Origin of the sequence: Paraburkholderia sp. ZP32-5 (genome assembly GCF_021390495.1) — a bacterium.
Classification (GTDB): Bacteria; Pseudomonadota; Gammaproteobacteria; order Burkholderiales; family Burkholderiaceae; genus Paraburkholderia.
Genome location: NZ_JAJEJP010000001.1, coordinates 2,883,983 through 2,907,777, shown reverse-complemented (window position 1 = coordinate 2,907,777; position 23,795 = coordinate 2,883,983). Strand labels below are relative to the sequence as shown.

Below are 23,795 nucleotides of genomic sequence, written 5' to 3'. Positions count from 1 at the left end.
CCGGGCAATATAAACGGAGTACGACATGTCCGATAAACATCTGTCCAGCCAGTTCGACGCCGACCTGAACCTCGTTTCGTCGAAAGTACTGGAAATGGGTGGCCTCGTCGAATCGCAGATCGTCAACGCGATGCAGGCGCTCAACGAGTTCGACCTCAGCATTGCCGAGCAGGTGATCGCGGCCGAAGACCGTCTGAACAAGATGGAAGTCGAGATCGACGAAGAGTGCAGCAACATCATCGCGCGCCGTCAGCCGGCCGCGCGTGACCTGCGCCTGCTGATCGCGATCTCGAAGACCATCACGAACCTCGAGCGCGCCGGCGACGAAGCCGAAAAGATCGCCAAGCGCACCAAGCGTCTGATGGAAGACGGCGCATCGCGCACGATCAACATCGCCGAGATCAAGCTGTCGGGCGAAATGGCGGTGTCGATTCTGCGCCGCGCGCTCGACGCGTTCGCGCGTCTCGACACGGTCGCCGCCGCGCAGATCGTGCGCGACGACAAGGCGATCGACGAGGAATTCCGCGCGTTCGTGCGCAAGCTGATTTCGTATATGACCGAAGATCCGCGTTCGATCTCGGTGGGCCTCGACTTCCTGTTCATCGCCAAGGCGATCGAGCGGATCGGCGACCACGCGAAGAACATCGCCGAATTCATCATCTACATCGTCAAGGGCACCGACGTGCGGCACCAGTCGCGCGACGCGCTCGAACGCGAAGCACTCAGCTAATCCAGAGATAAGGAACAGAGGTGCCGATGCCCAGCAGCATTCTCGTCATTGAAGATGAGCCCGCTATTTCCGAACTGATCTCGGTCAATCTTCAACACGCCGGACATTGCCCGATTCGAGCGTACAACGCGGAGCAGGCGCACAACCTGATCAGCGACGTGCTGCCCGATCTCGTGCTGCTCGACTGGATGTTGCCGGGTAAATCGGGTATTTCGTTCGCGCGCGATCTGCGCAACAACGAGCGCACGAAGCACATTCCGATCATCATGCTGACCGCGCGTGGCGATGAGCAGGACAAGGTGCTCGGCCTTGAGATCGGCGCGGACGATTACGTGACCAAGCCGTTCTCGCCGAAGGAATTGATGGCGCGTATCAAGGCGGTGCTACGCCGCCGCGCGCCGCAATTGACCGAGGACGTCGTCGCGATCAACGGCCTGAAGCTCGATCCGGCCACGCATCGCGTCGCCGCGCACGCGGAAGGCAGCGAGATCAAGCTCGATCTCGGTCCGACCGAATTCCGCCTGCTGCACTTCTTCATGACCCATCCGGAGCGTGTGCATAGCCGTACGCAACTGCTCGATCAGGTGTGGGGCGATCACGTGTTCGTCGAGGAGCGTACCGTCGACGTGCATATCAAGCGCCTGCGCGCGGCACTCAAGCCGGCAGGGTGCGATGCTATGATTGAAACGGTTCGCGGTAGCGGCTACCGGTTGGCGAAGAGCGCCTGATAGCCGCGGGCGGCGCAGCGCGCGCCGCCGCCTCCCTCCTGCGTTGCATTTCTCTTCGATCGCTAGACCATGAACGTCATCTGGGCGCGCTCCATCGTGTCGATCGTGCTGCTTGCTGTTCTGTGCGTGGTGGTCGGCGCACTGGTGAACGTCAAGGCAGGACTGATCCTCGCGATCATCATGCTGCTCGCGCAGAGCTTCTTCGGCACGTTCCACAAGCAGCGGCTGTGGCGTCTGCTCGATGCGCCGGTATACGGCGAAGTGCCGAGTGCCCCCGGCATCTGGGGCGAAATCTATTACCGTCTGCACAAGCTCGCGAAGCGCTGGCACGCCCAGGTGCGCCAGGTCGAGCAGCAGCATTCGCGTTTCATCCAGGCGATCCAGGCCTCGCCGAACGGCGTCGCGATGCTCGACGACCACGATCAGATCGAGTGGTGCAACGCGATTTCCGAAAGCCATTTCGGGCTCGACGCGAAGCGCGACCTGCGTCAGCACATCACGCATCTGGTGCGCCATCCCGACTTCGTGCGTTATCTGAATTCGCATCGTTACGAGGAAATGCTGATCATGCGCGGGATGGGCGAGAAGCGCCAGAACGTGCTGTCGGTGCAGGTGTTTCCTTATGGCGATAATCGCAAGCTGGTGCTGTCGCAGGACATCACCGAGCTCGAACGCACCGACGCGATGCGGCGCGACTTCGTCGCCAACGTGTCGCATGAGCTGAAAACCCCGCTGACCGTGCTGTCCGGTTTTCTCGAGACGATGCGTGAGTTGCCGCTCGGCGAGACCGAGCGCGCGCGCTATCTGGAGCTGATGGAGCAGCAGGCGTCGCGCATGCGCCATATCGTCAGCGATCTGCTGGTGCTCGCGAAGCTCGAAGGCGACAACAAGCCGCCGAGCGATCAGATGATCGACATGCGCGCGGTGCTGCGGCATCTGCGCGACGACGCGGAGAGTCTGTCGAGCGATCATCACCGGATCGTCTTCGATGCCGACGAGGAACTCACCGTCACCGGCGTCGAAACGGAAATTCTGAGCGCCTTCGGCAATCTCGTGACGAATGCGATCCGCTATACGCCGGATGGCGGTTCGATCAAGGTGGGCTGGCATGGTCAGGGTAACCATGCGGTGTTCACGGTCACGGACAGCGGCCTTGGTATTCCGGCCGCCGATATTCCGCGGCTCACCGAGCGCTTCTATCGTGTCGATCGCAGCCGTTCGCGTGATACCGGCGGTACCGGTCTCGGTCTCGCGATCGTCAAGCATGTGCTGCAACGGCACGATGCGCAGCTCGACGTCAAGAGCGAGGAGGGGCGCGGCAGCACGTTCACCGTGCGCTTTCCGGTGTACCGCAGCGCGCGCGTCCAGACGACCCAGGTTTGAACGCGAGTGTCCGCGGGCGTTGATTGTCGATTTCCAGCGGGTCAAGCGCGGCAATCCGATCACGTGATCCGTGCGCGTAGTAAAAAAGCCGCCTGAAACAGGCGGCTTTTTTTATGGATGCTCGGCTTGCGCACGCGCTGCGTGCCATCGTGGCAAGCATCGCCGCCGCTCGCTATGAACAGAACTTCGCGAGCAGGCTCATCTGTCCGTTGCGCGACGATTTACCGGGCCGGCGGCGACGGTAATGCCCATCGCTTTGCATCAGCCACGCGGACTGGTTGTCGCCGAGAAACGCCGACAGACCTTCCGCGATCACGCGCCGCTTCAGACGCCGGTTGTTGACCGGGAACGCGACTTCGACGCGGCGGAACAGGTTGCGATCCATCCAGTCGGCACTCGACAGATAGACCTGCTCCTTGCCGCCGTCATAGAAGTAGTAAATGCGGTGGTGTTCGAGAAAGCGCCCGACGATCGAGCGCACCGTGATGTTCTCGGAGAGCCCCTGCACGCCCGGCTGCAGCGAGCACACGCCACGCACGATCAGATCGATCTTCACGCCGGCCTGCGACGCCTCGTACAGCTCGGTGATCACGCTCGGTTCGAGCAGCGCGTTCATCTTCGCGACAATGCGCGCCTTCTTGCCGGCGCGCGCATTGTCGGCTTCCTTGCGGATCGCATCGATCAGCTTCGGATGCAGCGTGAACGGCGACTGCCACAGCTCGTGCAGCTTCAACTCGCCGCCGATGCCGGTCAGTTGCTGGAACACGTGATGCACGTCCTCGCAGATTTTCTGATCGGCGGTCATCAGACCGAAGTCCGTATAGAGGCGCGCGGTACGCGGATGATAGTTGCCGGTGCCCAGGTGCACGTAGCGCTTGAGCGTCGTCTTGCCGCCCTGCGACACGCGCCGCACGATCAGCATCATCTTCGCGTGGCACTTGTGGCCGACCACGCCGTACACCACGTGCGCGCCGACCGCTTCGAGCTGCGACGCCCAGTTGATGTTGGTTTCCTCGTCGAAGCGCGCGAGCAGCTCGACCACCACCGTGACTTCCTTGCCGTTGCGCGCGGCCTGCATCAGCGCGTCCATCAGCGGCGAGTCGGTGCCGGTGCGGTAGATGGTCTGCTTGATCGCGACCACGTTCGGGTCCTTGGCGGCCTGCAGCAGCAGTTCCAGCACCGGCTGGAAGCTCTCGTACGGATGATGCAGCAGCACGTCGCCCTGATCGATCACGTCGAACATGCTTGCCGCATTGGTGATCTGCGGCGGCGTCGACGGAATATGCGGGACGAATTTCAGATCGGGCCGGTCGACCATCTCCGGCAACTGCATCAGCCGGACCAGATTGACGGGGCCGTTCACGTAATAGCAGTCCTTGTCGGACAGGCCGCTTTCGTCGAGCAGACGCCGCACCACGTGCGCGGGCGTTTCGGCCGACACTTCGAGCCGCACCGCGTTGCCCAGATGCCGTGCCGGCAGTTCGCCCTGCAGCGCGACGCGCAGATTGGTGATTTCGTCTTCGTCGACGAACAGTTCGCTATTACGCGTGATGCGAAACTGGTTGCAGCTGCGTACGACCAGATTCGGAAACAGTTCGCCGACAAAGTGCTGCATCAGCGAACTCAGCAGCACGAAGCCATGCGGATAGCCCGACAGCTCCTGCGGCATGCGCACGAGCCGCGGCAGCGCGCGCGGCGCCTGCACGATGCCCATCATCGCCTGGCGCCCGAACGCGTCCTTGCCTTCGAGTTCGACGACGAAGTTCAGGCTCTTGTTAAGCACGCGCGGAAACGGATGCGCGGGGTCGAGGCCGATCGGCGTGAGCACCGGCAGCAGTTCGTCGAAGAAGTAGCCGCGCGCCCATTCGGTCTGCGCTTCGCTCCACGCTTCGGTGCCGTGAAAATAGATGCCTTCCTGTTCGAGCGCGGTCAGCACCGTGTCGTGCAGCATCGTGTACTGCCGGTGCACGAGCTTCTGCGCGCGCTCGACCACGAGGTCATAGACGTGTTGCAGCGACATGCCGTCGGGCGACAGTGCGCCGGGGTTATCGCGCATCTGCTCCTGAAGGCCCGCCATGCGGACTTCGAAGAATTCGTCGAGGTTGCTGCTGGTGATGCAGATGAAGCGGAGGCGTTCGAGCAGGGGGACGGCTGGATCGGCGGCTTGCGCCAATACACGCTCGTTGAAACCCAGAATGCCCAGCTCGCGATTCAGGAGGGGATAGCGGACGGACATCGGCAGCGAAATTGGAGTGTCTGGAATGGAGACGGAAAGACCTTCGGAAATTCGCACAGTTTGATGACGTCGTGATGACATTCGGAGTATTTTTAAGATTTTATGCCGCAACCGCCGCCTGTCGTCAATATGACGCGCGGCCTATGCGACCATAGCGAGGCTCCCACCGCCGCGAGGTGACACTGTGAGGCCCGCTACGCTTAGAATGGCGTCTTTGAACAGTGCGACCGGCCGTGACGCGCAGCGCGCGCCGAAGGCGCCGGGCCGGCGAGCATCGCTCCCCGCGTCCGCCGCCGCTGCCGCCGCGCTAGCGCGCATGGAGTCTGCTTACCCGATGGTCAATACCCCCCAACTCCTCGCCGCCGTCGATATGGGCTCGAACAGCTTCCGGCTGATCGTGGGCCGGGTCGAGGAAACCGATGCGGGCAGCCAGATCTATCAGGTCGATGCGTTGCGCGAGCCGGTGCGGCTCGCCGCCGGGCTGTCGCGCGACAAGATGCTCGATCGGGCGTCGCAGGTGCGCGGCTGGGATGCATTGAAGCGTTTCGGTGAGCGTCTGCGCGATTTTCATCCCGACCACGTGCGCGCGGTCGCGACCAATACATTGCGCATCGCGAAGAACGCGAGCGAATTTCTCGGCGAGGCCCAGGCCGCGCTCGGTTTTCCGATCGAGGTGATCGCCGGGCGCGAGGAAGCCCGTCTGATTTATGCGGGCGCCGCGCACTCGGTACCGGCGAGCGCGGGCAAGCGGCTCGTCGTCGATATCGGCGGCGGTTCGACGGAATTCATCATCGGCTCGCATTACACGCCGATCCAGATGGAAAGCCTGTATATCGGCTGCGTCAGCCATAGCCGCTCGTTCTTCCCGGCCGGTAACGTCGACGAATACACGATGCGCCAGGCCGAACTGGCGGCGCGCCGCGAAATCCAGATCATTTCCGCTGAATACAAGAAGACCGGCTGGGAGCAGGCGATCGGCTCGTCGGGCACCGCGCGCGCGCTCGCCGAACTGGTCGAGGCGAACGGCTTCAACGACGCGGGCGTCACGCACGGCATCTCGCGCGGCGGGCTCGAACGTCTGAAGCGCGCGCTGATCAAGGCCGAGAACGTGAACCGGCTGAAGCTGGTGGCGCTCAAGAGCGACCGCATACCGGTGCTCGCGGGCGGCCTGTCGATCATGATCGCGGTGTTCGACGAACTCGGCGTCGATTACGTCGACACCACCGATGGCGCGCTGCGCCTCGGCGTGATGTACGACCTGCTCGGCCGTTCGCAGCATGAGGACATGCGCACGGTGACGGTCGAGGGCTTCATGCGCCGCTATGGCGTCGATCGCGCGCAGGCGGGACGCATCAGTGATCTGTCGACGGGTTTTTACGACCAGTTCACCGACGCGAGCAACAAGGCGAATCAAGCGAACCAGGCGCACCAGGCGGATAACGAAGCCGAGCAGGACCGTCGCGCGGAAAACCGCATGTTCATCGGCTGGGCGGCGGCGCTGCATGAGATCGGCCTGTCGATCTCGCACAGCGCGTATCACAAGCATTCCGCGTATATCGCGAGCAACGCCGACATGCCGGGCTTTTCGCGCACCGATCAGGCGCGTCTCGCGGCGCTGGTGCTGGGCCATGCGGGTAAGCTCGGCAAGCTCGCGCAAACGCGCGACGTCGAATGGCCGCTGCTGTTCTGTCTGCGGCTCGCATCGCTGTTGTGCCGCCGACGCTCGGATGTCGGTTTGCCGTGGATTTCGGTCGCGCAGGTCAATGGCGGCTACGAGGTGCGGTTGCCGAACGGCTGGGTCGTCAACAATCCGCTGACCGACTACAGCCTGATCCAGGAAGCGGCGGAATGGGAGAAGGTCGGGATTCCGTATCGCGTCGTGTACACCGATGATTGATCAGCGGCTTGGGTACGCGTTTCGGCGCGTATCGGCGTGCTGAATAAAAAAGCCCGGCAAATGCCGGGCTTTTTCGTTGTGTCTCACTCGCGTCTCGTTGGTGTCTTGCTAGCCGGCGCGGCGGTAATAACGGCCGGCCACTTCATTCGGTACGCTCAACGCGGCAGCGCATCACCGAGGAAGTGACGCGCATAGCGCGCATTGATATCGGACAGACGGAACAGCGTCAGAAAATCGGCGGTGTTGAAATCGGGATCCCATGCCGGCGCGCCGCAAATCTTCGCGCCAAGACGCAGATAGCCCTTCACCAGCGGCGGCGGCGCGACCTCGGCGCCCGTCTGCAGATCGTCGACCGGCAGCGGCGTGTGCGGAAATGCGCGATATTCCGGTGCCGTCAGCGCGCTGTCGCGCAGCGAGCAATACAGGTTCGCCGCATAGTGACCGCCGTCGACCATCGCGACGCTCGCGCAACCGAGCATCGTTTCGTAACCGTTGTGCTTCATGTACGCGGCGAGCCCCGCCCACAGCGACATGATGACCGCGCCGCTGCGATAGTCGGCATGCACGCACGAGCGGCCGACCTCGACCATCTCCGCGCGCAGGTGCGTCAGACGCGATACGTCGAATTCGCTTTCCGCGTACAGGCGGCCGATGCGCGCGGCCTGATGCGGCGGCAGCACGCGATAGGTGCCGACCACTTGCAGCGTGTCGAGATCGCGAACCAGCAGGTGATCGCAGTACGAATCGAATGCATCGACGTCGAGACCTTGGGGGCCGGTCAGGCGCGCGCCCATTTCATCGGCGAACACGCGGTAACGCAGACGCTGCGCTTCACGGAGTTCCTCGTCGGTACGCGCCCACGACACTTGCAGTCGATGCTGCGCGGTAACCGTTTCCTCGGCGCGCGGCAGACGGCGCGACTCGAGGAGCGAGGCGAAGGGCAGGGTGGGCGTCGGCAATTCTCGCATTGGCGGTCCTGAACAAAAAAAGAGGAATTTCTTTTTTCGCCAATGTAGTAACGCGTGGTGACGCTTGCATGGCAAACCCGTGACGATTGGATGACTGCCCGTAAGCCATACGCGTGAGTCTTGTAATGTCGGGCGCGGCGCCCGAGGCCGGTGTTCAGATCAGATCGGGAGTGATGGCTGCACGCAACACCGCGTGGCTTCCGTTGTCGCGCTCGCGGCTCGCGATCCACCAGATACCGGCTTTTTTCACCGGCCAGCTCGCGTCGCTGTCGCCGAGCAGACGGGCGGCCACGTGACCGAGCGTCGGCTGGTGCCCGACGATCACCACGGTCTGCGCGATGCCGCCGGGCCAGCCGGCTGCTTCGAGCACGTCGTTGGCGCTTGCGTTCGGGGCGATTTCGCGCACCACGCGATACTGGTCGGTCAGCGTTTCCGCGGTCTGGATCGTGCGCACCGCCGGGCTTGCGAGCACGATCGCGTCTTCGGGCAGACGGGCGCGCAGCCATTTGGCGGTGCATTGCGCCTGCTTGCGTCCGCGCGTGGTGAGCGCGCGGGAGAGATCGCTGGAGGCGACATCTTCGGCTTCGGCGTGACGCCAGAGGATCAGGTCCATGCGGGTCTCCTTGTCAGGCGGCGGATGAGGGCGGCGCGGGTGGGCGCTGTTGGCTGGCCGGCGCGGGTTCGGCGCGGGCCAGGAAGCGGGTACTGTGCGCGAATACTGTGGCATGTGTATGCGGGGGTGCGCAAGCGGGGTGCCTGGATTGGGGACTCGCTCCCCGCCCAGCCGATCTAACGCCCACCCAGCGCGCGCAGCGCACTCACCACTTCGTCCGCTATCTCGAGCCGGTCGGCCGCGATGCGTGCGGCCCGCTCCGCGATCGAGCGCTCGAACGGCATGCGTACCGGCGCGCCGTTTTCCACCGGACGGGTCGCGTGGATCACATCCGCATAGCCGTCGACGGCGGCTTTGTAGTCGTCCAGCGACGTCAGCAGGTCGGGTCGCACCGCGATCGCCAGAAAGCCGAAGTCGCGCAGTTCGCCGGGCATCATCGGCGAGCCGGCCAGCATGCCCAGCAGATGCACGACGACCGCGAGGCCGCTGCCCTTGTGACCGCCCCACGACGCCAGCGCGCCGGCCAGCGCGGCGCTGGGATCGCGCGTTTCGTGGCCCGCCGCGTCGAACGCGACGCCAGCCGGCAACGCGTCGCCGATGCGCTCGGCGAGCTTGACCTGTGCATGGATGATCGACGACGTGCCGATATCCCAGATCACCGGCTGACCGTTCGACGGAAAGCCGAAGCAGATCGGATTGGTGCCGAAGCGGCCCTCGGTGCCGCCATGCGGCGCGACCCACGGCGACGCGTTCGACGCGAGCATCACGACGAGATCCCGCGCGACGGCCATTTCCGCGTAGTAGGACAGCATGCCGGTGTACCAGGTGTCGCTCGCGCCGACGATCGCGATGCCCGCGCTGGATGCCTTGTCGATCGCGAGCAGCGTCGAGCGCTGGGCGACCAGATAGCCGAGCTGATCGCCGCCGTCGAGCCGCGCGGACACCGCCGATTCCTTGACGACGGTGATCGGGCGCGCCGGGCGAGGTGTGGCCGCAAGCCGTTCCGCGATGCTCAGGATGCGCGCGAGCCCGCTATAGCCGAGTCCGCGCAACTCGCAGTCCATCAGATGCGCGACGATGATTTGCGTGTCGGCGTCGCTATAGCCGAGTTGCGCGAGCGATGCCCGCGCGAGTTCGCGCGCGGCAGCAACCGTCAGGTTCATGGGCGATCTCCATGCCGCGCGTTTATCGCGCGTGCGTCATCGGCGTCCGGTGCGTCGCGGGCAGCCGCGCGATGCGGCGGCGGACGTTCAGTGCTTCTTCAGTGCTTCAACTCAGTGCGTCAATCGAGGCGGTGCTTCATCCGCCGTCAGGCAACGCAGCGGCTCAACGCGGCGCGGCATCGAGCCGCACGATCCAGCCTTCGGTCTCGCTGCTCGCGGCCGGATAGCGCGTCAGCACGGCGGGGTCGTGCCCGGGCACCACGTGTTGCGCGGAGTCCGCCAGTTCATGCACGCGGCGATAGCCTTCGATCATGTCGCCGACGTTGTAGACCGCCGGAAACGGACGGTTTTGCTCCATGTTCGCGTACAGATGCGACGCATCGGACGCAAGCACGACCCAGCCGCGCTCCGTATGCACGCGCACCACCTGCAGCCCGTCGGTGTGGCCGCCGACGCGGTGCACGCTGAGCCCCGGCGTAATGTGCGACGCGCCGTCGTGAAATACGACGCGGCCATCGAACACGCGGCCCACCATCGACTTCACGTCCTCCGGGTTGAACGGATGATTGAGCGCGCCGTGACACATGCAGCGGCCCGTGCAGTAAGCCATCTCTCGGTCCTGCACGTGATAGCGCGCGTGCGGAAACAGCGCGCGGTTGCCGGCATGGTCGTAGTGCATGTGCGTGACGATCACGTCTTCCACCGCGTCGGGGCGAATACCGATCGTGGCAAGGCCTGCTTCAATCGGCTGCGTGATGATGCGGCGGCGCTTGGCGGCTTCATCGGCATCGAAACCCGTATCAACGAGAAAGCTGCGGCTTTCGCCGACGACGGCCCACACGAAATAGTCGAGCGGCATGTTCACGTCGTGCGGATCGCCGCCGAGGAAGTTGTCCCGCGCGGGGCGGTCGTGATGCGCGTATTTGATCGCGTAGATCTTGTAGTTCTCGGGTACGGCTGTCATGGCGACTGTCTCCTGTTCCCTGCGAATGAGAGCGCTATCATAACTCTGTCGCCGCGCGTTGTGTTGGCTCGTGCCAGCGGATGCGATGATGGGAAGTCGTGCAGTGCCGCCAGCCGCTGTCGTTACATACCGCGCCCGCGCAAGGCCGTCTGAAGCCGCTCACACGCATGCACAAAACGCTGCCGAAGAGGTTCACAAGCGCTCCGAAAGCCGCGCGCGACAAGGCGGAGCGCGTGGCGGCATGCGCTACAATCCGCCATCGAACTGAAGAGCCGGATGGACGAGTGAAAAAGCGTGTGGCGGCCGTCGACGACGGAAACATCGAGCTGAAAGTCGGACTGAAACCCGCGCGGAAAACAGCCGGCGGTACGGGCAAGACCCGCGCCGGCGGACAGGCGGTGCGCATGATCGATGTCGCGAAAGCGGCGAACGTGTCGCTGATGACGGTATCGCGCGCGCTCAACGAACCCGAACGTCTGTCCGAGGAAACCCGCAAGCTGGTGCTCGATACGGTGCGCCAGATCGGCTACGTGCCGAATCACATCGCGTCGAATCTCGCGTCGGCGCGCTCGAACGTCATCGGCCAGATCGTGCCGAGCATCCAGAACTCGCTGTATTCGCTCAGTATCAAGGGCTGCGCGGACGTGCTGCGTCCTGCCGGCATGCAATTGCTGCTGGCCGACAGCGGCCATTCGCTCGAAGAAGAAGAGGCGCTGATCGATGCGTTCATCGCGCAACGCGTGAGCGGGCTCGTGCTGCACAACACGGCTCATACGCCGCGCGCCGCGCAGGTGATTCGCGCGGCCGGCATTCCGGTCGTCGAAACGGGCGACCTCGCGCGCACGCCGATCGACATGGCGATCAGTTATTCGAACTACCACGCCGCGAAAGAAATGACGCTGTATCTGGCGGGCCGCGGCTACAAGTCGATCGGCTTCGTGTGCCTGACCACCCGCAACAACATGCGTGCGCGCGAGCGTCTGAAGGGCTATCACGCGGCGCTCGATGCGCTCGGCCGCGAACGTCATCCCGCGCTGGTGCGTGAAGTAGAGGGCGGCTTCGCGTCGGGCGCGCACGCGCTCGTCGAGATGATGCAGCGCGTGCCGGAAGTCGATGCGATCTTTTTTGCCGGCGACGTGCTGGCGATCGGCGCGTTGTTCGAAGCGCAACGCCGCAACTGGAAGGTGCCGGAGCGTATCGCGATTGCCGGCTTCGACGATCTCGACATCCTGCGCCACACGGTGCCGCGTCTGACCTGCCTGAACCTGCCGCGCCTCGAAATCGGCCGCCGCAGCGCCGACGCATTACTGCAACGGCTGCGCAGCAACGAACCGGCCGTGCCGATGCGGCTCGACCTCGGCTTCGAAATCATCCAGCGCGAAAGCACCTGAGCTGGCGATGGGTTCGCGCGGTAATCCGCGCGTCGGTGCACGCGTGCTGATGTCGTTGGGTGGCGTTCGTCTCTTCCCTATAGATCATTGAATGTCGAGGCGCGCAATGCGCCCGTCGCTTCCGCATCTTCCCCACACATAGCGTGATTGCGTGGCTGGCATGTCCTGTATCAGCCGCCCGCGCGGCTATTGCGGCTATCCCTGCGTTCCTCTCCGTTTCATCCATCGTGGCGAGTCATCCGGGCAATTCCCTACATTGCCATGCTTTGCCTTTTCCGTTTGGTTAGCGCTATCATATTTCGCACGGCAAGCGACGCCTGTTCGTGGCCGCCCCGCAACGCGCAGCTCAGACAAGGGAAAGCAGAATGAAGGGGAGAACCGCACTCGTCACGGGGTCGTCGCATGGTCTGGGTCTGGCAATGGCCGACGCGCTCGCCGCGGCCGGCTGTCGGGTCGTGCTGCATGGCGTCGAGCCGCCCGCGCAGGTCGAGGCGGCGCGCGCCGCGTTCGAAGACCGACACGGCCGCCACACCGCTTATCTGCAGATGGATCTCGGCGATGCGCGCGCGGTGGAACGGATGATGTTCGAAGCACGCGAGCGGCTAGGCTCGATCGACGTGCTGGTCAACAACGCGGTGGTGCGCCATTTCGCGCCGCTCGACGCGTTCCCCGTCGACAAATGGGACGAAGCACTGGCGGTCAATCTGAGCGCCGCGTTTCACACCGTTCGTCTGGCGCTGCCGGGCATGCGCGAACGTGGTTGGGGCCGCATTTTCAACATGACGTCGGTGTACGGGATGCGCGGCACGGTGAACCGCGTCGATTACGTGACGACCAAGTCCGCGCTGCTCGGACTGACGCGCGCGGTCGCCGCCGAGACGATGGGGCAGGGCATCACGTGCAACGCGATCTGTCCGGGCGCCGTGCATACGCCGACCAGCGAGAACCGCATTCAGGCGTTGATGGACGACGCCGGACTCGATCGCGAAACGGCGGTGGAGCGCTTCCTGACGGGCAAGCAGCCGACTGGCCGCTTCGTCGAGGCGTCGCAGGTGTCCGATCTGGTGGTGTTTCTGTGCGGCGATGCCGCCGCGCAGATCACGGGCGCGATGCTGCCCGTGGAAGGCGGCTGGCTCGCGACCTGAGCGGCTACGCGGTGTTATGGCGTGCAGTAGAACGCCGGCCCTCCCCGATCGATAAAAAGACCCTGACAGCAGAAATGTCGGCTTGACTGATCGTATGACGGCAATATAATCTGCTTCAGTGATAGCGCTCACATAAGATGGGCGAGTTGGTGCGGACCAGGAATGCCACGACAAGAAAGTGACATTGACGGAGACAGTGCCCATGCAGAACGAAGCGACTATCGGATACCGGTTGGACAGCGTGCCGCTGTCCGGCTATCACTGGCGGCTGCTCGGCCTGATCGCCGCCGGCATGTACTTCGACTCGTTCGATATCTACATCGCCGGCAGCGTGCTGGCCGCGATGATCCACAGCGGCGAATCCACGCTGAAGCTCAACGCGATGTTCGTGTCCGTCACGTTCCTCGGCATGATGTCGGGCGCGTGGCTGTCCGGTCTGCTCGGCGACCGTTTCGGGCGGCGCTTCTGCTATCAGTTCAATCTCGGCATCTACGGCTTTGCATCGATCGCCGCGGCACTCGCGCCGTCGATGGCCTGGCTGATCTTCTTTCGCCTCGTGATGGGCATCGGAATGGGCGCGGAGATCGTCGTCGGTTACGGCACGCTCAGTGAATTCATTCCGGCCGCGTGGCGCGGCCGCTTCGGCACGATCCTCAATCTGATCATCAATACGTCGCTGTTCCTGTCGACCTTCCTCGGCTGGCTGATCGTGCCGCAATACGGCTGGCGCTGGATGTTCGCGATCGCGGGCTGCGGCGCGCTGATCGTGTGGTTCCTGCGCAAATCGATGCCGGAGTCGCCGCGCTGGCTCGCGTCGCGCAATCGCGCGGACGAGGCGAACCGGATCGTGTCGGACATCGAGGCGGCGTGCGGCGTCGATTCCGCTGCCGCGATCACGGCGGCCGCACAGCAGCCGCGCCGCGTCGACACGCCAGACAACGGCCGTCTCGGCGATCTGTTCACGCGCCGGTTGCTCACGCGCACGATCACGGCCATCACGGTGCTGGTCGCGCTGTTCGTCGTGAACTACGCATTCGTCAGCTGGATTCCGACTTTCCTCGTCAAGCAGGGCCATAGCGTGTCGAACTCGCTGGGCCTGACCGCGGTGATGTTCGCGGGCGGCCCGGTGGGCTCGCTGATCGCGTTTGCGCTGGCCGAACGCGTCGGCCGCAAGTGGGGCATCGTGCTGTTTTCGTTGATCTGCGCGGCGTTCGGCGCTGCCTATCCGTTTGCGCAGTCCGAGGTGGCGATCGCCGCGCTCGGCTTCGCGATTACCTGCTGCATCTACGTGCTGTCGTCGTTCAGCGTCGCCACCTATGTGCCGGAACTGTTTCCGACCGAACTGCGTTTGCGCGGCTCGGGCGTCGCGAACACAGTGGGCCGCGCAGTCAGCATCGCGGTGCCGTACGTGGTCGCGTCGGCTTTCACCGGCTTCGGCATTGCCGGCGTGCTGACGCTGATCGTCGGTACGTTGCTGGTGCAGGCGGTGATCGTCGGCGTGCTCGGCACCGAGACGCGCCGGCGCTCGCTCGAATCGATCGCGGCGCAAGTGAGCAGAACGGCCGACGCGAGCACTCAGGTGGTCGACGGTCGCGCGGCGCCGGTGACGAGATCGTAAGCCGCGTAGTACGCGAAACAGCAAAGCATTGTCGTCAGGCGCAAAACGGTAGAGGACGAGTCCGCACATGGCAGCGCAGTCAGACAGCAGTTCCAGCGAAGCCGGCAGTTACCAGGGCAGCACCAACCGCGACGCCGGCCACGCGACCCGGCGCATCGCGCAATGGGTCGCGGCGACGACGTGGCGCGACGTGCCCATGGTGGTGCGGCACGAAGCGAAGCGAGCGCTCATCAACTACGTGGCCGTCGCGCTGGCCGGCTGCACGGACCCGACAGTCGACAAGGCAGTGCGCACTTATCAGCGCTTCAGCGCCGGCCTAAGCGCAGGCGTGATCGGCCGGCGCGAGCGCGTCGACATGCTGAACGCGGCGGCGCTCAACGCGATCAGCGCGAACGTGTTCGACTTCGACGACACCCATATCCCGACCATCATTCATCCGAGCGCGCCGGTGGCCGCCGCGCTGTTCGCGCTCGCGCAGACCCAGCCGATCAGTGGTGAAGCGTTGCTGCTCGCCTTCGTGCTCGGCGTCGAAGTGGAATGCCGGATCGGCAAGGCGGTATCCCCCGAGCACTATCAGCGTGGCTGGCACATCACGTCGACCTGCGGCGTGTTCGGCGCGGCTGCGGCGGTGGCCAAGGCACTGGGTTTGAGCGCGCAGCAGCTCGTGTGGGCGCTCGGCAATGCGTCCGCACAGGCGGGTGGTCTGGTCGAGACGCTGGGCACGATGTCGAAAAGCCTCAGCGTGGGCAACGCGGCGCGTAACGGTCTGCTGTCGGCGCTGCTCGCCGCCGACGATTTCTCCGGTCCCGATGCGCCGCTCGAAGGCACGCGCGGTTTTGTGCGCGTCGCCGCCACGGCGCCGAAGCTCGATGCGCTGACCGATGGACTCGGCCACGAATGGGCGCTGCTGTCGAATACCTACAAGCCGTATCCGTGCGGCGTGGTGCTGAACCCGGTGATCGACGCGTGCCTGGATTTGCGCCGCGATGCGCGCTGGCGTCTCGACGATATCGAGCGGGTCGAACTGACCGGGCATCCGTTGCTACGCGAACGCACCGACCGGCCCAACGCGCGCACCGGCCGCGAAGCGCAGGTCAGCGCCCAGCATGCGGTGGCCGTCACGCTCGCAACAGGTCTCGCGGGCCTCGCGCAATTCAGCGACGACGCGGTCGCCGAGCCGTCGTTGCGCGCATTCGGCGCGCGTCTGCGCTTTATCGACGCCGCGGCGTTTCCGCTCGAAGCGGCCGAGGTCGCGCTGGTGCTGCGCTCGGGCGATAGGGTCTCGCGACGTATCGATGCGGCGCGCGGCAGCCTTGCCGCGCCGCTCGCCGACGTCGAACTCGCGGCGAAGCTGCGTGAGCTTGCCGCCTATGGCGGCTGGGGCGTCGCGCCGCAACCGCTGATCGATACGCTTTGGCGCTTCGATAGCGAGACCGATGCGGCAACACTGATGCAACTCGCGTGTGTGAACTGAGCCGCGCGATCAACGAATTTCCAATCGATGGGGACAGCCATGTCGGGCAACGAACAAAGCAGCGAACAACGCAGCAAGCGGATCGGTTTTGTCGGTGTAGGCGTGATGGGACGGCCGATGGCGCGCCGGCTGATCGAGGCGGGCCATACGCTCGTCGTGTTCGATCGCGATGAACAGGCGCTCGCGGAACTCGAGGCGATCGGAGCGCACGCCGCGGACTCGGTGCGCGAAGTCGCCGACAGCGCGCGGATCGTTTTCACCAGCCTGCCGACGCCGGCGATTTTCAAACAGGTGGCGCTCGGTGAAGACGGTCTGATCGAAGGCAGCGCGCTGAGGATACTCGTCGATCTGTCGACGGTCGGTTCGCGTATGGAAAAGGAAGTGGCCGACGGGCTGCTCGCGAAAGACATCGACACGGTCGACGCGCCGGTGAGCGGCGGCGCCGCGGGCGCAAGGAAGGGCACGCTCGCGATCATGGCCGCGGGCAAGCCGGCCGCGCTCAACGAAGTCCGCGCGCTCTTCGACGTGCTCGGCAAGGTGTTCGTCGTCGGCACTCAGCCGGGCCAGGGGCAGTTGCTGAAGCTGCTGAACAACATGCTGTCGTCGACCGCGTTCGCGATCACGTCGGAAGCATTCGTGGCCGGCGTGCGCGGCGGGCTCGACCCCGAGGTGATGATGTCGGTGATCAATTCGGGCAGCGGCAAAAACGGCGCGACGCTCGACAAGTTTCCGAAACACGTGCTGACGCACAGCTTCGATTTCGGCTTTCCAGTCGGCAGCGTTTGCAAGGACATCGGCCTTGCGGTCGACGAATGCCAGGCGCTCGGCGTACCGATGTGGGTCGGCAGCGTCGCGCGCCAGGTGTGGAACTACTCGGCGATGCAGGACGGCGCGAAGCGCGACATGACCGAACTCGTCAAGTACGTCGAGCGCTGGTCGTCGCCGCAAGGGCTTGCCGAGTGAGCGGATGCACTAAGCGCACGCACCGAGCGGCGGAATTGAACGAACCATCACACAGACGAACAAACGGTGGCCGGCGCGTCGCGCCGGCCTACACCTGACCACACAAGGAGTAACACATGATCGTTGAAATGCGCATCTATCACTGCGCGCCGACACGTTTGCCGGCACTGCTCGACCGCTTCACGTCGACCACGCTCGGCTTCTTCGAAAAGCACGGCATCCAGCAGATCGGTTTCTGGACCACGCTGATCGGCCCGAGCAATCACGCGCTGACCTACATGCTCAAGTGGGAAAGCCTCGCCGAGCGCGAGCAGAAGTGGAATGCGTTCCAGGCCGACGCCGACTGGATCGCCAAACGCGCGGCGAGCGAAGCGGTGACGCCGATCGTCGAGCGCATCGAAAACCACTTCCTGACGCCGACCGCGTTCTCGGCGCTGCGCTAAGCAGGGTCTTTTGATGGCGCGCCCAAAACGAGTTGGCTTTATCGGCCTCAACGTGATGGGCGCGCCGATGGGACCGTGTCCGCGTGACCGGGATTGATTCTGGAGCCTCCGATGACCTATGCAGCGCAGTTTTATATCGATGGACAGTGGGTCGATCCCGCGTCCGCTGCCTGGTTCGACATGATCGATCCAGCGACGGAAAAAGTATTCGACAAGCTCGCGCTCGGCAATGCAACGGATGTCGATCGCGCGGTCGCCGCCGCGCGCTGCGCGTTGCCGGCGTGGTCCGCAACCAGCGCGGCCGAGCGGGTCGCGCTGCTCAGGCGCGTGGTCGCTATCTACGAGCGGCGCTACGACGATTTCGCCGAACTGATGCGCCGCGAAATGGGCGCGCCGATCACGTTCGCGCGCAATGCTCAGGCCGTGCGCGGGCCGGCGCACCTGAACGCGCTGATCGAAGTGCTCGAACGCTTCGACTTCGAGGAGCAGCGTGGCAGCACGCGCATCGTGCTCGAACCGATCGGCGTGTGCGGTTTGATTACGCCGTGGAACTGGCCGATCAACCAGATCGTCGTGAAGATCGCGCCCGCGCTCGCGGCAGGCTGCACGATGGTGCTGAAGCCGAGCGAGTATTCGCCGCTCAGCGCGCTCGCGTTCGCGCAAGTGCTGCACGAAGCGGGCGTGCCCGCCGGTGTGTTCAATCTCGTCAATGGCGATGGGCCCGGCGTCGGCGCTGCGATCGCGAGCCATCCGGATATCGACATGGTGTCGTTCACCGGTTCGACGCGCGCGGGTGTACTGGTTGCGCAGTCGGCGGCCGAAACCGTCAAGCGCGTCGCGCAGGAACTCGGCGGCAAGTCGGCCAACATCCTGCTCGACGATGTCGATCTCGATCAGGCAGTCACGCGTGGCGTGGCGGCCTGTTTTACGAACTCCGGCCAGTCGTGCTCGATTCCGACCCGCATGCTGGTGCCGCGTCATCTGATGAACGACGCCGCGCAGATCGCCAAACGCGCGGCGCAAGCGTACCGCGTCGGTCCGACCGACGATCCGGCCACGCAGATCGGACCGCTCGTCAACGCAAACCAGTTCAGGCGCGTGCAGGCGCTGATCCAGACCGGTATCGACGAAGGTGCGCGGCTCGTGGTCGGCGGTATCGGCCGGCCGGACGGTATCGAAGTGGGCTACTACGCGCGCCCGACGGTGTTCGCCGACGTCACGCCGCGGATGACGATCGCGCGCGAGGAAATCTTCGGGCCGGTGCTGTCGATGATCCCGTACGACTCGGAAGACGAAGCGATCGCGATCGCCAACGGTACCGACTACGGTCTCGCCGCTTACGTGCAATCGGCCGATGTCGCGCGCGCGCGCAAAGTGGGCCGCGCATTGCGCGCGGGCGGCGTGCATCTGAATTACCCGCCCACGGATTTCCACGCGCCGTTCGGTGGTTACAAGCGCTCGGGCAACGGCCGCGAATGGGGCGAAGCCGGCTTGCGCGAGTACCTGGAAACCAAGGCGATGGTCGGTTACGGCGTCGAGTGAAAGACGGCGTGGCACGCGCGGCGTACTGCGATGCAATGCGATACCGCCAGCCGCGCGCGCCGTGCCACGCCAAAAAAATTTTGCCCCAACGGGCTGTCTGACAATCATCCGCTCATGCAATCGACGGCGAGCTTAACCGGCCGTGTGTGAAGACCGTTGCTGGAGCGCCGCACGACAAACACGCTCAGTGAAAGGCAGAACCACAGAGGAATCACGATGGACACCAACGACCGCTTCAACAAGGGCTTCGAGAATCGCAAGGACGTGCTCGGTGCCGCGCACGTCGAAAAATCGTGGGCGAATGCCGACGATTTCAACCGGCCGATGCAGAAGTTCGTCACCGAAAGCTGCTGGGGCGATATCTGGGGCGACCCGACGCTGTCGTTCCGGACACGCAGCATGCTGAACCTCGGGATGCTCACCGCGATGAGCCAGCACCACGAGTTGTCGGTGCATGTGAAGGGCGCGCTGCGCAACGGCGTGACGAAGGACGAGATCCGCGCGGTGCTGATGCAGGCGGGCGTGTACTGCGGCGCGCCGCTCGCGCTGGCCGCGTTTCGCGTCGCCAGCGAAGCGATCAAGGCCTACGAAACCGAAATGGCGGTGGCCTGACGAGGCAACGTCGCGGTAACGGCCACGCACACATAAAACACGAGCCAGACAGAGACCCGGCGCGAGACCGGGCAACGATCAGAGCACGGGGCCACGCAAGAAGAACCCGCACCGTCCGCTGTGCGGATAACGAATGGAGACACGCATGAAAGCATTGACTGCGAATGAGGTCGTACAGTCGGAGGGCGAACAATCGATCGAGACGAAGAGACGCAACGCGATCAAGGGCGCGTTCTTCTCCGAGTTCATCGACATGTTCGATATCTATCTGCCGGTCGTGGTGCTGTCGCCGGTGCTCGCTTTTTTTCAGCCGCCGCATCTGTCGGCGGGCATGGAGACGATTCTCGCGTCGCTGGTGTTCATCACGACGCTGCTGGGCCGGCCGGTCGGCGCGCTGGTGTTCGGCATGATCGCGGACCGGGTCGGGCGCCGCAAGGCATCGATCTGGTCGGTCTCGGGCTTCGGCGTGGTGACGCTGCTGATCGCGTTGCTGCCGGGTTATCAGAGTATCGGCATTGCGTCGTACTGGGCGTTGGTGCTGCTGCGTTTCGTCGACGGGATCTTTCTCGGCGGCGGCTATACCGGCGCAATGCCGCTCGCGATCGAATACGCGAAGAAGGAGCAGCGCGGCTTCGTCGGCGGCTTCATCATCGCGGGCTTTCCGGCCGCTTACGTGACGATCAATCTCGTCGCGATGCTGATGTTCGTGTTGTTTCCGCTGAACGGCATGAATTCGCCGTACGCGCAGTGGGGCTGGCGCATTCCATTCGTGATCGGCGCGGCGCTCGCCGGGCTGCTGGCGATGTACTACGTGCGCAAGGTCGCCGAATCGGAGATCTGGAAAAGCGAAGCCGAAGACAAGGGCGCGGTCGCCGAAAAGCTGCCGCTGTCCGATCTGCTGCGCGGCAAGAGCGGCCGCAGCCTGCTGCAGGTGCTGGTAATGATGACGGGCTTCTGGCTCACGCAGAACATCATCACGATTTTTCTGCCGACGGGCCTGCTCGTGAAGACGCTGCATCTGAGCGGCTTCCAGATGACCGCGACACTGATGCTCACGTACTTCGTGCTGTTTTTCAGCTATATCGGCGCGGGGCTGATCGCGCAGCGCATCGGCCGGCGCCGCTTTTTCGTGATCATCGGGCCGCTGATCGCGACCGTCGGCGCGGTGCTGCTGTACGTGCTCGCGAACGTGGACGGACTGTCGCTCGGCGCCATCATGGCGCTGACCTGCGTGCTCGCGGTGCTGGTCACGTCGCCGTGGGGCGTGATCGTCACGTATATCAATGAACGCTTCGTGACCGACGTGCGCGCGACCGGCTTCGGCGTCGGCTTCAGTCTGTCGGTGATCATCCCGTCGTTCTACGCGTTCTATATGAACTGGCTCGGCGCGCTCATGCCGCTGCGTCTGACGTCGGTCGTGCTGCTGTGCATGGGCGGGCTGCTCGGCATGGTCGGCGCGTTGATGGGCCCGGAAACGAAGGATGTCGATTTCTAATTTCGTCGCAGAGGAAGCGGAGTCATGAACAAGGAAAGGATTGGTTTTATCGGTCTCGGCAATATGGGCGGACGCATGACGCGGCGGCTCGTCGATGCGGGCATCGCGGTGCTCGGTTACGACAGCGCACGCGAGCGCGCCGAGGCGGCTGGAGCGAAGGCGGCGGGGTCGTTGCGCGAAGTGGTCGACTACGCGGATGTCGTGATGATGTCGCTGCCGGACAGCAAGGTGGTCGAGACGGTAGTCGAAGGTGAAGGCGGCGTGCTCGCGCACTGCCGCGCCGGACAGATCGTCGTCGATCTGAGCACGGCCGCCGCGAGTTCGACGATTCGCGTTGCGAAGCGTTTCGCGGAGCGCGGCGTGCAATACGTCGATGCGGGCATTTCGGGCGGCGCGGCCGCGGCCGAAAAAGGCACGCTGACTCTGATGGTGGGCGGCGCGGCCGACGCGGTCGCGGCGTTGCAATGGGCGTTCGCGCCGATCAGCGCGAAGGTCGCGTACATGGGCGACAGCGGCTCCGGTCACACGACCAAGCTGCTGAACAACTTCCTGAACGCGGTGAGTCTCGCGGCCAGCGCCGAGGTGATGGTCGCGGGCAAGAAGGCCGGGCTCGATCTGCATCTGCTGCTCGATGTGCTGAACAGCAGCAGCGGTGTCAACTTCGCGACGCTCAACCGCTTTCCGAAGATCGTCGGCGGCGATTATCTGGAAGGAGGCCTGACCGGCAAGCTGATGACGAAGGATGTCGTGCTGTACGTCGATCGCGCGCGCGAACTCGGTGTGATGTCGCTGAACGCCGCGGGCCCGCTCGCGAGCTTCGGTCTGGGCACCGCGCTCGGCTATGGCGATGTGATCAGCAACCGGGTCGTCGATGCGATCGGCGATGTGTCGGGCGGCGTGCGCCTCTTCGATCACGCAGACAGGGAGAACAACGCATGAAGGTCTTTCAAGGCAGGGCAGAGGGCGCGATGTCCGAGCGTCGCAGCGATACGTTTACCGGCACCGTGTGGGCCGATCCGGTGATGCCGGCGACCAACGGTGTGACGATCAACACGGTGTTCTTCGCGCCGGGCGGGCGCACGTACTGGCACACGCACGAGCATGGCCAGGTGCTGCAGGTGACGGCTGGTCAGGGATGGGTCTGTCTCGACGGCGAAGAGCCGCAGCCGATCCGCCAGGGCGACATCGTGTTCATCGGCCCGAACGAGCGGCACTGGCACGGCGCGAGCGAGGGTAGCTACATGGTTCATATCGCGACGTCGATCGGTAAGGGGACGTGGCAGGAGGAGGTCGCGCAAGGCGATTATCCGGGGGCGGCGGTGGGTTGAGGGGTGGCGCGGCTGCGGTGCGTATTGGCAGCGTGTTACTGTGCGTGTTGCTTGTTGCGATGGCGCGAGTGGCAGGTACTTTTTGCACCGCGCCGCGCTGTATCGTTCGCGCGTACGTGCGCCAGAGCTTGCGATGACAGCTCGTACGGCCGGGCCGCGTGCATCTCGCGTTTGCGTGTTTGTATTCGCACTTGCGCAGATATCGCATCCGGCGGCGCAGCCCCCACCGCCTCACCGATGTTGATGTTGTTCAGCCTACGATGGAACCGACGTCATGAACCAGACTCCACCGCATCCCGATCCGTCGCGTCTGCGCGACGAACTCGTCAGCCTGCACGGTAAAGCGAGCCCCGAATGGGACAGCCTCGTGCGGCTCGACCCGGTGTTCGTCGATGCGTACCTGAAGTTTGCCGGCGTGCCGCGCCGCCGCCATCACCTCGACGACAAGACCCGCGCATTCATCGCGCTGGCCGCCGACGCCTGCGCGACGCAACTGTATGCGCCGGGTGTCGCGCGTCATATCGAGCGTGCGCTGTCGTTCGGTGCGACGCGCGACGAACTCGTCGAAGTGCTCGAACTGATCAGCACGATCGGCATCCACACGAGCAATGTCGGCGTGCCGGTGCTGCTCGAAGTGCTCGAAGAAGAAGGTCTGCGCCACGGCGCGCCGCCGCTCGACGCACGGCGTGAGGCGCTGAAGGCTGCGTTCGAAAAGAACCGCGGTTACTGGCATCCGAGCTGGGAAGGGTTGCTCGAACTCGATCCGGATCTGTTCGAGGCGTATGTCGAATTTTCGTCGGTGCCGTGGCGTACCGGCGTGCTGAGCCCGAAGGTCAAGGAGTTCATCTACTGCGCGTTCGATGCGTCCGCCACGCATCTGTACGTGCCAGGTTTGAAGCTGCATATCCGCAACGCGCTGCGTTACGGCGCGACGGCCGAAGAACTGATGGAGTTGCTGGAAGTTGTCAGCGTGACGGGCATTCATGGCGCGGAACTCGGTGCGCCGATGCTCGAAGCCGCGCTCGCGAGCGCGGCTGCCGCGAAGGGAAGTCCGCATGCGTGATATGGCGAGATACGAAGTGATGCCGCCGTTGCGATCCTC

The 23,795-nt window shown here is 64.4% G+C and carries 21 protein-coding genes; 16 read left to right on the top strand and 5 right to left on the bottom strand.

The features are described 5' to 3' along the window. The first annotated feature begins 25 nt into the window (after window positions 1-25). From phoU to phoR, 3 genes are all read left to right on the top strand, one after another. Window positions 26-730, top strand: a complete 705-nt coding sequence (gene phoU / locus L0U82_RS12350) for a phosphate signaling complex protein PhoU (RefSeq protein WP_233831373.1) — start codon at window positions 26-28, stop codon at window positions 728-730. Window positions 731-756: 26 nt separating this feature from the next. Continuing rightward, a complete protein-coding gene (gene phoB, locus L0U82_RS12345; RefSeq protein WP_008922879.1) occupies window positions 757-1,458 on the top strand; it encodes a phosphate regulon transcriptional regulator PhoB in 702 nt (233 codons plus the stop codon). A 69-nt stretch (window positions 1,459-1,527) separates the two neighbouring features. Beyond that, on the top strand, window positions 1,528-2,841 hold the full coding sequence (gene phoR / locus L0U82_RS12340; RefSeq protein ID WP_233831371.1) for a phosphate regulon sensor histidine kinase PhoR: 1,314 nt from the start codon (window positions 1,528-1,530) through the stop codon (window positions 2,839-2,841). Between the two features lie 172 nt (window positions 2,842-3,013). On the opposite strand, the gene ppk1 is transcribed toward phoR, so the two are convergent. Continuing rightward, window positions 3,014-5,077, bottom strand: coding sequence for a polyphosphate kinase 1 (gene ppk1 / locus L0U82_RS12335; protein WP_233831369.1), 2,064 nt, complete (start codon window positions 5,075-5,077; stop codon window positions 3,014-3,016). Between the two features lie 205 nt (window positions 5,078-5,282). Between ppk1 and ppx the strand changes: the two genes are divergently transcribed. Then, window positions 5,283-6,974, top strand: coding sequence for an exopolyphosphatase (gene ppx, locus L0U82_RS12330; protein WP_233831367.1), 1,692 nt, complete (start codon window positions 5,283-5,285; stop codon window positions 6,972-6,974). A 155-nt stretch (window positions 6,975-7,129) separates the two neighbouring features. Here the strand turns inward: ppx and L0U82_RS12325 are convergent, their stop codons facing one another. The 4 genes from L0U82_RS12325 to L0U82_RS12310 form a co-directional block, all read right to left on the bottom strand. Further along, window positions 7,130-7,942, bottom strand: coding sequence for a GNAT family N-acetyltransferase (locus L0U82_RS12325; RefSeq protein ID WP_233831365.1), 813 nt, complete (start codon window positions 7,940-7,942; stop codon window positions 7,130-7,132). 154 nt (window positions 7,943-8,096) lie between these two features. After that, window positions 8,097-8,555 (bottom strand): SixA phosphatase family protein, encoded by a 459-nt coding sequence (locus tag L0U82_RS12320; protein ID WP_233831362.1) that lies wholly within the window; start codon window positions 8,553-8,555, stop codon window positions 8,097-8,099. Window positions 8,556-8,731: 176 nt separating this feature from the next. Then, window positions 8,732-9,718: an Ldh family oxidoreductase gene (locus L0U82_RS12315; RefSeq protein WP_233831358.1), complete on the bottom strand. Its 987-nt coding sequence runs from the start codon at window positions 9,716-9,718 to the stop codon at window positions 8,732-8,734. 163 nt (window positions 9,719-9,881) lie between these two features. Next, entirely contained in the window at window positions 9,882-10,682 is an 801-nt protein-coding gene (locus L0U82_RS12310; protein WP_233831355.1) for an N-acyl homoserine lactonase family protein, read from the bottom strand. Window positions 10,683-10,966: 284 nt separating this feature from the next. Here L0U82_RS12310 and L0U82_RS12305 point away from each other — a divergent pair, with 284 nt between their 5' ends. From L0U82_RS12305 to L0U82_RS12250, 12 genes are all read left to right on the top strand, one after another. Further along, window positions 10,967-12,073 carry a LacI family DNA-binding transcriptional regulator gene (locus L0U82_RS12305; RefSeq protein WP_233831352.1) on the top strand — a complete coding sequence of 369 codons (1,107 nt, stop codon included), beginning with the start codon at window positions 10,967-10,969 and terminating at the stop codon, window positions 12,071-12,073. Between the two features lie 365 nt (window positions 12,074-12,438). Further along, window positions 12,439-13,218 (top strand): SDR family NAD(P)-dependent oxidoreductase, encoded by a 780-nt coding sequence (locus L0U82_RS12300; protein ID WP_233831349.1) that lies wholly within the window; start codon window positions 12,439-12,441, stop codon window positions 13,216-13,218. 202 nt (window positions 13,219-13,420) lie between these two features. Then, window positions 13,421-14,836 (top strand): MFS transporter, encoded by a 1,416-nt coding sequence (locus L0U82_RS12295; protein ID WP_233831347.1) that lies wholly within the window; start codon window positions 13,421-13,423, stop codon window positions 14,834-14,836. Between the two features lie 67 nt (window positions 14,837-14,903). After that, window positions 14,904-16,310, top strand: coding sequence for an MmgE/PrpD family protein (locus tag L0U82_RS12290; RefSeq protein ID WP_233831345.1), 1,407 nt, complete (start codon window positions 14,904-14,906; stop codon window positions 16,308-16,310). A 39-nt stretch (window positions 16,311-16,349) separates the two neighbouring features. Beyond that, window positions 16,350-17,273, top strand: coding sequence for an NAD(P)-dependent oxidoreductase (locus L0U82_RS12285; RefSeq protein ID WP_233831343.1), 924 nt, complete (start codon window positions 16,350-16,352; stop codon window positions 17,271-17,273). Between the two features lie 116 nt (window positions 17,274-17,389). Then, window positions 17,390-17,716 carry an NIPSNAP family protein gene (locus tag L0U82_RS12280; protein WP_233831341.1) on the top strand — a complete coding sequence of 109 codons (327 nt, stop codon included), beginning with the start codon at window positions 17,390-17,392 and terminating at the stop codon, window positions 17,714-17,716. A 111-nt stretch (window positions 17,717-17,827) separates the two neighbouring features. Beyond that, a complete protein-coding gene (locus tag L0U82_RS12275; protein WP_233831339.1) occupies window positions 17,828-19,258 on the top strand; it encodes an aldehyde dehydrogenase family protein in 1,431 nt (476 codons plus the stop codon). A gap of 216 nt (window positions 19,259-19,474) precedes the next feature. Next, window positions 19,475-19,870, top strand: coding sequence for a carboxymuconolactone decarboxylase family protein (locus tag L0U82_RS12270; RefSeq protein ID WP_233831337.1), 396 nt, complete (start codon window positions 19,475-19,477; stop codon window positions 19,868-19,870). A 145-nt stretch (window positions 19,871-20,015) separates the two neighbouring features. Beyond that, on the top strand, window positions 20,016-21,365 hold the full coding sequence (locus tag L0U82_RS12265; protein WP_233831335.1) for an MFS transporter: 1,350 nt from the start codon (window positions 20,016-20,018) through the stop codon (window positions 21,363-21,365). A 24-nt stretch (window positions 21,366-21,389) separates the two neighbouring features. Further along, window positions 21,390-22,304 carry an NAD(P)-dependent oxidoreductase gene (locus L0U82_RS12260; RefSeq protein WP_233831332.1) on the top strand — a complete coding sequence of 305 codons (915 nt, stop codon included), beginning with the start codon at window positions 21,390-21,392 and terminating at the stop codon, window positions 22,302-22,304. Beyond that, the gene (locus L0U82_RS12255) at window positions 22,301-22,693 is read left to right on the top strand and encodes a cupin domain-containing protein (RefSeq protein WP_233831329.1); all 393 of its coding nucleotides are present in this window, start codon (window positions 22,301-22,303) and stop codon (window positions 22,691-22,693) included. The genes L0U82_RS12260 and L0U82_RS12255 overlap by 4 nt, the downstream gene beginning before the upstream one ends. Before the next feature lie 274 nt (window positions 22,694-22,967). After that, entirely contained in the window at window positions 22,968-23,756 is a 789-nt protein-coding gene (locus L0U82_RS12250; protein ID WP_233831327.1) for a carboxymuconolactone decarboxylase family protein, read from the top strand. Window positions 23,757-23,795: the final 39 nt, after the last annotated feature.